Source organism: Candidatus Dependentiae bacterium (assembly GCA_026389065.1).
Classification (GTDB): domain Bacteria; phylum Babelota; class Babeliae; order Babelales; family Chromulinivoraceae; genus JACPFN01.
Map to the genome: position 1 here is coordinate 1 of JAPLIP010000002.1, position 6,783 is coordinate 6,783.

The following is a 6,783-nucleotide window of genomic DNA, read 5'->3' on the forward strand; positions in this document are numbered from 1 at the left end:
AATTATCTATTTTTACTTTCAGCTTTTATGTCTCAGGCTCCTACCTTGAGTGCAATGCATGAAGCTCCGACAGAAGACATCTTTGCAGATATGAAAGAACGTTTTAATGATCAAGATAACGATTTGCTAGCTAGACAACAGGCTGAGCGCGATAGATACAATCGTATTAAAACCAACTTTGATCAAGATAATAATTATAATGGCATTGCTGATGATGTTAATAAATTTAGAACTGAAGTTTTGGGGCGAGATGCTCAAAAAACAGTGAATGGGACAATAAATTTACCTATTAATTTGGAGCACCTTTCAAATCGTCATAATGATCAGTGGAATGAATTAAGAGCTAAGCAAAGAGTTGAATGGGAAAATAAAAAATCTTTGATAACTCTGGATAAGGCTTCATTTGTTGACGAAAAGGACAAGCTGCCGACAGTTAAGAAAAGTTTAACACAAAGAGCTTCAGATTGGATTAATGATTATTTTTATAGTAATGGTCCTGTTGCGAATGCTAAGAATGTACTTACTCGGGAGGGCTTGAATGCGACTACAATTCTTTTGGCGCTAAAAGATCTTTCTGCTACTCAAAGACTTGATGTCATAAGTAGTTATTTGCACAATCCAGAAAATAAATATCACGTAGAAAAATCAGAACTTATTATTAAAGCGCTCAATAAAATGCTTCCAAAAAATGAAAAAGTATCTGTTGGCAAAGATGGGATTTCAATTATGAAAGCTCAATCTTAAAATTGAATTTTATATCTTAAAAAAGGAACTATGTATGAAGTCGATAAATTATCTATTTTTAGTGTCAGCTTTTGTTTCTCAGGCTCCAGCCTTGAGCGCAATGGATGGATCTGCTCGGGTAGAAAGTTTTGCTGAGATGAAAACTCGCAACGCTAAAGAATTGGCAGATTTGAATGCAGAGCATGAAAAGCGTCAGGCAGAATATAAAAGCAGGGCTTCTAAGATAGCTGAGAACCGGAATACTTTAGAGCGTATGAGAGAAGAAGAGCTTGAAAACACTAAACTTAAGCAAAAAGCACTTAAAGGTTCTCCTGAAGAAAAGACTGCTGAATTCAACTTTCATGATCTACAACGCCGTAAGTCAGATCTTAGTGAAAAGCTTTTTAGCCGCAAGGATGTTGGGATTGTTCATAATGTTAATTTTAATGGACGACCAGAAGAGAATAGTGCTGAGCTTATGCTGAGTGAGTTTAATAGCATTGATAACAAAGAATATAACGATCAATCTAGTACTGAGCTGGGAAAAAAACAAACTGCCTTAGCCGATCAGCAAAATAAACAACTGGAAAACGCTTCAAAAAGTAAGCTTTCGACTGTTGAAAAAAGTTGGTATCGAAAAATTATGAGTTCCTTTGGCTTTGGTGATGTTGGAAGGGCTGCAGATTCAATAAAAAGCATTGTGGAAAAAAATGATGCCAATAAATCTTTAAGCCTTGAAGATAAAATAAATATTAAAAATGCTTTGAAAGACCTTGATGGAAAGCAAAGAGCTGATGTTTTAGATAAAATTATTGGTAATGTGAAAGATGAGAGCTTGGGTAGTAATTTTCCAAGAAGAGAAAAATTTATAACGTTTATTAATACAATTCTTCCAGAAAATGAACAGGTTGTGATGAATCGAAAAGGTACTCATCATGAGGTTGCGCTAGCCCCAATAAAGAATTAAGTAAAAAAAGCAAGCGGCATTCTAAAATTGAATGCCGCTTGCTTTTTTATGTCGAAATTTAGTTTGAATAAGTCGTGTTAGATTTCTCTTTTTTAGGATTCCATTGCCTTAAAAGTTCTTTTAAGAAAAGATCTTTGGGGCTTGTTTTGCTTTTTGGATTAATTTTTTCAGCAGTTGCAAGAACGGTTGATTTAATGGTTTCATAATCGAATCTTTTTGGATCAATATGATCAAGAGCTTTGATAATATTTTGATCCATAATTTTTCTATTGTTTTCGGAGTTCGAAATGGCTGCAATATGTTCTTCTAAAAAACTAAAAAAATTAACAACGCTGTTTTGCAATTCGTCTGAATGTTGAATCTTTGCGTAGACGTCTTGTTGATGTATTTTGTCTTCGCAGCCTTTTATAAATGCTTGAGTAATAAGTCTAGACATTTCAGCTTCTTCATGTTTCAAAAGCCAATGTAGAACATGAAGTAATTCATATGAAATTACAAATTGATCATCTTCAAAAAAAGTATCATGTTTCATAAAATCTTCCTTTCTAAATTAGTTGAACATATTTGTCGCAATAGAAGTATATTTTTTTGCTGTTACTGACTTTATATGAGCTTATTCTTCGTAGTCTATATCCCACTCTTTAAATGATGAATTTGTTTGTTTGAATACTGGTTTTTCAGTGGCAAATTCAGATGGGTTATTTTTTTTAGCCTTAAGCTTATCAGAATAATTTTTAATAAGAGATTTTCTGTTGTTTGTTTCTAGCGAAAGTTCTTGTTGTGTGGTTGCAAAAAGCTTATTCATATCCGTTTGCATTTTTTTAATCTTTTTTTGGAGTTCTAGTATCATTTCTACGCCAGCTAAATTTATACCAAGCTGATGAGTAAGATGAATGATTTCTTCTAGCTTTTCAACATCTTCTTCTGAAAACATTCTTGTGTTGCCATCAGATCTTTTTGGTTGGATAAAGCCTTCTTTTTCATAAAGCCGAACCGTTTGCTGATGCACAGAGAACATTTTAGATACTGCAGATATCGAAAAAAATGCTTTTCCGCGTTTAATTCTATTTTCTGACATGTTTTTTTCCATTTACCAAGGTAACAAAAAAGCCAATTGTGTTTATAACTATATCATACATTTTTTGTTTGATCTATGGATGATCTCTTACCATTTTTTATAGTTTTTGCTAGATTAATTCTGGCATTCAACTATTTTTACCAAATTAATTTCAAAGGGGTTTTATGAAAAAAATACTAGTTTTTGCATTGTTTTGTGCATCAGGATCATATGTTTGTGCTCGTTATGTTTCACACAAATCAGTTTCTACTGATGTAGAGTTACTCGGCGGCAAGGAGTTTGCCCATAGCCAGACAAATGATATGGGCAATATTCATGAGGATTTTTCAATCGACAGAGTTCCCGTTCAAAAAGATGATTTTTATCAAGCTTGGGAGTCGGCATATTTATCGGATGCGCACAAAGAAAGGCAAGATAGATTCGATAAACAAAGATCTCGATTTGAATTTGTCAACGAATCACAAGCTGCAATGCTAGAAAAAGCTATAAAAAAAACAGCGTTTGCGTCAAAGCAGCTGCTTCAATCTTTAAACCATGAAACATTAAAACCATATTTAAAATTTGATAACAACATTAGGTCGGCTCAACATGTATCAGAAATGAAACAAATTTTAGATGAGTCGGAAAAATTAGTTAAAAAAATGGCAAAAGATCATGATTTGCAGGGAATGAAAGATTTTTTAAAACAGATTGAGTCATGGCCAGATCATTTAGAAACCTGTTTTAAAAATTCAGTTAATTCTGCAGTTGGGCAGTGTGATGATACGGCAAGCTTGAAAGAGCTTCTTGCTTTGATGTCGGTAGTTTAAATAAAAAAGGGCTGCAGCATTTATTAAATGCTGCAGCCCTTTTTTATTTAATTTAGAATTATTTTCTATTTAAAACAGCAACTGATTGAGTGTATAAAACAATGTTTGGTACAAAAACCATCATGTCATCAGACTGTAATGTTGCGTATCGTAAGTTAATATCGACAACTTTTCCTTCATGCCCATCAATTTTAATGTAGTCATTTATTTTGATGTGTTTGTATCCCATCACTAAAATGCCAGCAATAAAATTGGCAACGATATCTTTCATGCCGTAGCTTAAAACGATACCGGTGATACCAAAGGTTGCAATGAGCATAGAAACTTCTACGCCAATGTTTTGTAGTGCAACAGTTGTTCCAAAAACAATTAAAATATATCTAACTAATTTATTTAAAACGTGACAAGAGTGATAATCAAGTTCATTTTTTTTGCATAAATCCTGGATAAATGGTGTTACTCCTGAAATAACCATTCGTGTTGCAACAAAGGTTATAAAGCAAAAAGAGAATTTATAAAAAAGAGGCAATGCAAAAGTTGGCATTTGATTAATTATGTTTTTAGATACTGCAAAAATATTCATAATAAAAAATTCCTTTCGTTTAAGTTTTAATTGCTACACGTTAAATTTTACGACAATAACATCGCCATTGGCAACTATGTATTCTTTGCCCTCTGTGCGAATTTTGCCAACGTCTTTAAGTTTTGACAGTGGGGTATTAACAATGTCTTGGTAGTTGAAAACTTCTGCGCAAATGAATCCTCGTTGCAAATCTGAATGGATTTCTCCAGCTGCTGTACGAATGTTGATTCCTTTTACAATTGGCCATGAATGAATTTCTTGAGGGCCGCATGTGAAAAATGTAATGAGACCAAGGTTTTCAAAACTTTTTTCGATCAGGGTGTTAAGCGTTGGAGTTTTAATACCAAGCATGTCCATCATTTCTTGCTTTTCATCGCCTTCAAGGCCTGAAAGTTCTGATTCAATTCTGACGCAAACAGGAACAACGCGATCTTTTCCAAAAGTTTCAATTACTTTTTGAACGTGGACATTTTTTTCAGGATTTTCAACATCGTTTTCAGAAACATTTGCAACAATCATAAAGTTTTTTGAACTTAATAATGGAACTGTTTCAATTTTTGATGCAGTGATAAGTGCTCTGATTTTAGGCGCATCGAGCTTGTCGATAGCGGCAGTTATATTTTTTAAAAGCTCCATTTCTTCTGCAAGATCTTTTTTTTCTTGAGGAGGAGTGCTGTGATGTTTTAGAACTGATGGAATTTTTTCCAATCGTTTTTCAATGCTTTCAAGGTCTTTGAGCATAAGTTCATTTAAAATTGTTTCATAATCGCTCACAGGGTCGATAGGTCCTTGATCTCGAATAATTAAAGGATCTTCAAAGCAGCGCAAAACATGCAAGATTAAATTTACTTCACGAATGTTACTTAGAAATTGATTTCCAAGTCCTTGTCCCTCTGCGGCACCTTTTACCAGGCCGGCAATATCAACAAAAGAAATTGATGATGGGACTTGTTTTTTTGAGTTGAAAGCTACTTGTAAAACATCCATGCGTTTATCTGGAACATGGGTGATTGCAACGTGTGGATCAATCGTGCAAAAAGGGTAATTTTCTGCAGGAACTGAAGAGTTTGTAAGGGCATTAAATAATGTTGATTTTCCAACGTTTGGTAAACCAACTAATCCGACTTTTATATTCATATTTTTAATTTTTTAGATCAACGTGAAACGATACTTTTATTCTTGTCTAGAATATCATGTTTGCAACAAAAGCACCAGGTCGCTTTCTATAAAATTAAAGCGGTTGTCTTTCCTGGTGAAGCTTGCAAGATAAGCATTTTTAGAATCACAGGGCTTTGGGTATTAAAAATTGATTGGCTTGCCAGATTAATATCTAAAAAGTTATAGCTTAAAACTGGGTTTGAGTTTTTTACGCCAGAAGTTACTAAAACTGATGATGGAATCGCGTTAAATTGTACGTTGCTTAAAGTTTGTTTTCTTAATTTTAGTCCATCAACTGTTTTTATAGTCGCAACTAAAAAGTAGCCTCCTTGGTCATTGTTTGTTGATGGAGGAAATATATGAATCGTTGCGTAAAGACCTTGTGCTAAGTCTGATGAATTAAAATGAATTCCGGTAAATTGTAAAGTTGAAATAGTGCTGCCATCGGATATAGAAAATGCAAGAGGCGCAATGCCTTCACCAGTTGTTGGCGCTGAAGTTGGAAGTGAAATTATCGTATTGTTGTTTGCGCATTGAAGAGTGCCAGAGGTGTTGGTAATTTGCATATTTCCCGGCTGTTGTTGAATTAAAAACTCTTGAGATATTGGGCACAAAAGATTAAAAAGTTGTTGGTTTTGCAGCAGTGAATATTTGTTCATATCAGATGGAAGAAATGTTGAAGTTACCAGCTTTACCATTCCAGATTGAGTGGCATTTGATCCTTGGCTGTTTGTTGCAACAGGCAAGCTTGAATAAATAGAAATTGATGCTGGCAAAGAGTCAAAGGTTAAAGGATTAACTGACCCTTGAAATGATGGCATTGGATTTATTTGTTTTTGCAAAATAGACCCATGAATAGTTTTTAATGTGGTCATTACATAAAAAGAGGCATCGCTTGACAAGCTTGGGTTTGAGGGTGGAAATATGTTCACGGTTAAGATTGCATTATCTACCGTAAAATTTGAATTAGGAATCAAAGATGAGACAAATAAAATGTTTCCGCTTGAGTCTTGAATGCTTATTTTAAGTGGTGGAATAATGCTTTTTGATGTAATGCTTGACGAACAAGCGGGGCAATTATTGCTTGTGGCCTGTACCGTTTCTGATTGATTTTGAGATGATCCATTTTTTGATATTTGTTGTTGCCATTGATTTTGCGCTGTTTGGTATGCTTTAAAATCAGAATGTATCAATTTTGCGGGGATAAAAACATTGAGCATAAAAATGCTTAAAAAGTAAAATAGTTTTTTCATATGAGCTCCACTCTCTTATTTCCTGTGGCTTGTTATGTCCGGCGAAGCTTTACGCGAAGCCTGTAACCACAGGATACAGCAATAAAATATAGTTAAGTCAATTTATAAGACCAAGCCTGTTACTGTGCCGGAACTATTTAATTGTAAAATTGTTTTTATCACAACAGGGCTATTTGTATTAAATGCGCTGCTGCTTGTCGCGGTTGAGTCTA

8 protein-coding genes are annotated in these 6,783 nt (G+C 34.1%); 3 read left to right on the forward strand and 5 right to left on the reverse strand.

Features of this window, described 5'->3' with window-relative positions; translation table 11 throughout:
- Together NTU89_00020 and NTU89_00025 are read left to right on the forward strand one after the other, a co-directional pair.
- A partial coding sequence (locus NTU89_00020) for a hypothetical protein (GenBank protein ID MCX5922937.1) occupies window positions 1-744 on the forward strand: 744 nt, incomplete at its 5' end.
- A 34-nt stretch (window positions 745-778) separates the two neighbouring features.
- Entirely contained in the window at window positions 779-1,690 is a 912-nt protein-coding gene (locus tag NTU89_00025; GenBank protein MCX5922938.1) for a hypothetical protein, read from the forward strand.
- A gap of 58 nt (window positions 1,691-1,748) precedes the next feature.
- Here NTU89_00025 and NTU89_00030 read toward each other — a convergent pair whose 3' ends face one another.
- Window positions 1,749-2,222, reverse strand: coding sequence for a hypothetical protein (locus tag NTU89_00030; protein MCX5922939.1), 474 nt, complete (start codon window positions 2,220-2,222; stop codon window positions 1,749-1,751).
- 81 nt (window positions 2,223-2,303) lie between these two features.
- The gene (locus tag NTU89_00035; GenBank protein MCX5922940.1) at window positions 2,304-2,768 is read right to left on the reverse strand and encodes a MerR family transcriptional regulator; all 465 of its coding nucleotides are present in this window, start codon (window positions 2,766-2,768) and stop codon (window positions 2,304-2,306) included.
- A 164-nt stretch (window positions 2,769-2,932) separates the two neighbouring features.
- On the opposite strand from NTU89_00035, the gene NTU89_00040 reads away from it, so the two are divergent.
- Complete coding sequence (locus NTU89_00040; protein ID MCX5922941.1) at window positions 2,933-3,577, forward strand: hypothetical protein; 645 nt, start codon at window positions 2,933-2,935, stop codon at window positions 3,575-3,577.
- Window positions 3,578-3,635: 58 nt separating this feature from the next.
- On the opposite strand, the gene NTU89_00045 is transcribed toward NTU89_00040, so the two are convergent.
- The 3 genes from NTU89_00045 to NTU89_00055 all read right to left on the reverse strand — a co-directional run bounded on the left by NTU89_00045 (window position 3,636) and on the right by NTU89_00055 (window position 6,571).
- Entirely contained in the window at window positions 3,636-4,160 is a 525-nt protein-coding gene (locus NTU89_00045) for a mechanosensitive ion channel (GenBank protein ID MCX5922942.1), read from the reverse strand.
- Window positions 4,161-4,193: 33 nt separating this feature from the next.
- Window positions 4,194-5,297: a redox-regulated ATPase YchF gene (gene ychF, locus NTU89_00050; GenBank protein MCX5922943.1), complete on the reverse strand. Its 1,104-nt coding sequence runs from the start codon at window positions 5,295-5,297 to the stop codon at window positions 4,194-4,196.
- An 86-nt stretch (window positions 5,298-5,383) separates the two neighbouring features.
- A complete protein-coding gene (locus tag NTU89_00055; protein ID MCX5922944.1) occupies window positions 5,384-6,571 on the reverse strand; it encodes a hypothetical protein in 1,188 nt (395 codons plus the stop codon).
- Between the last annotated feature and the right edge of the window lie 212 nt (window positions 6,572-6,783).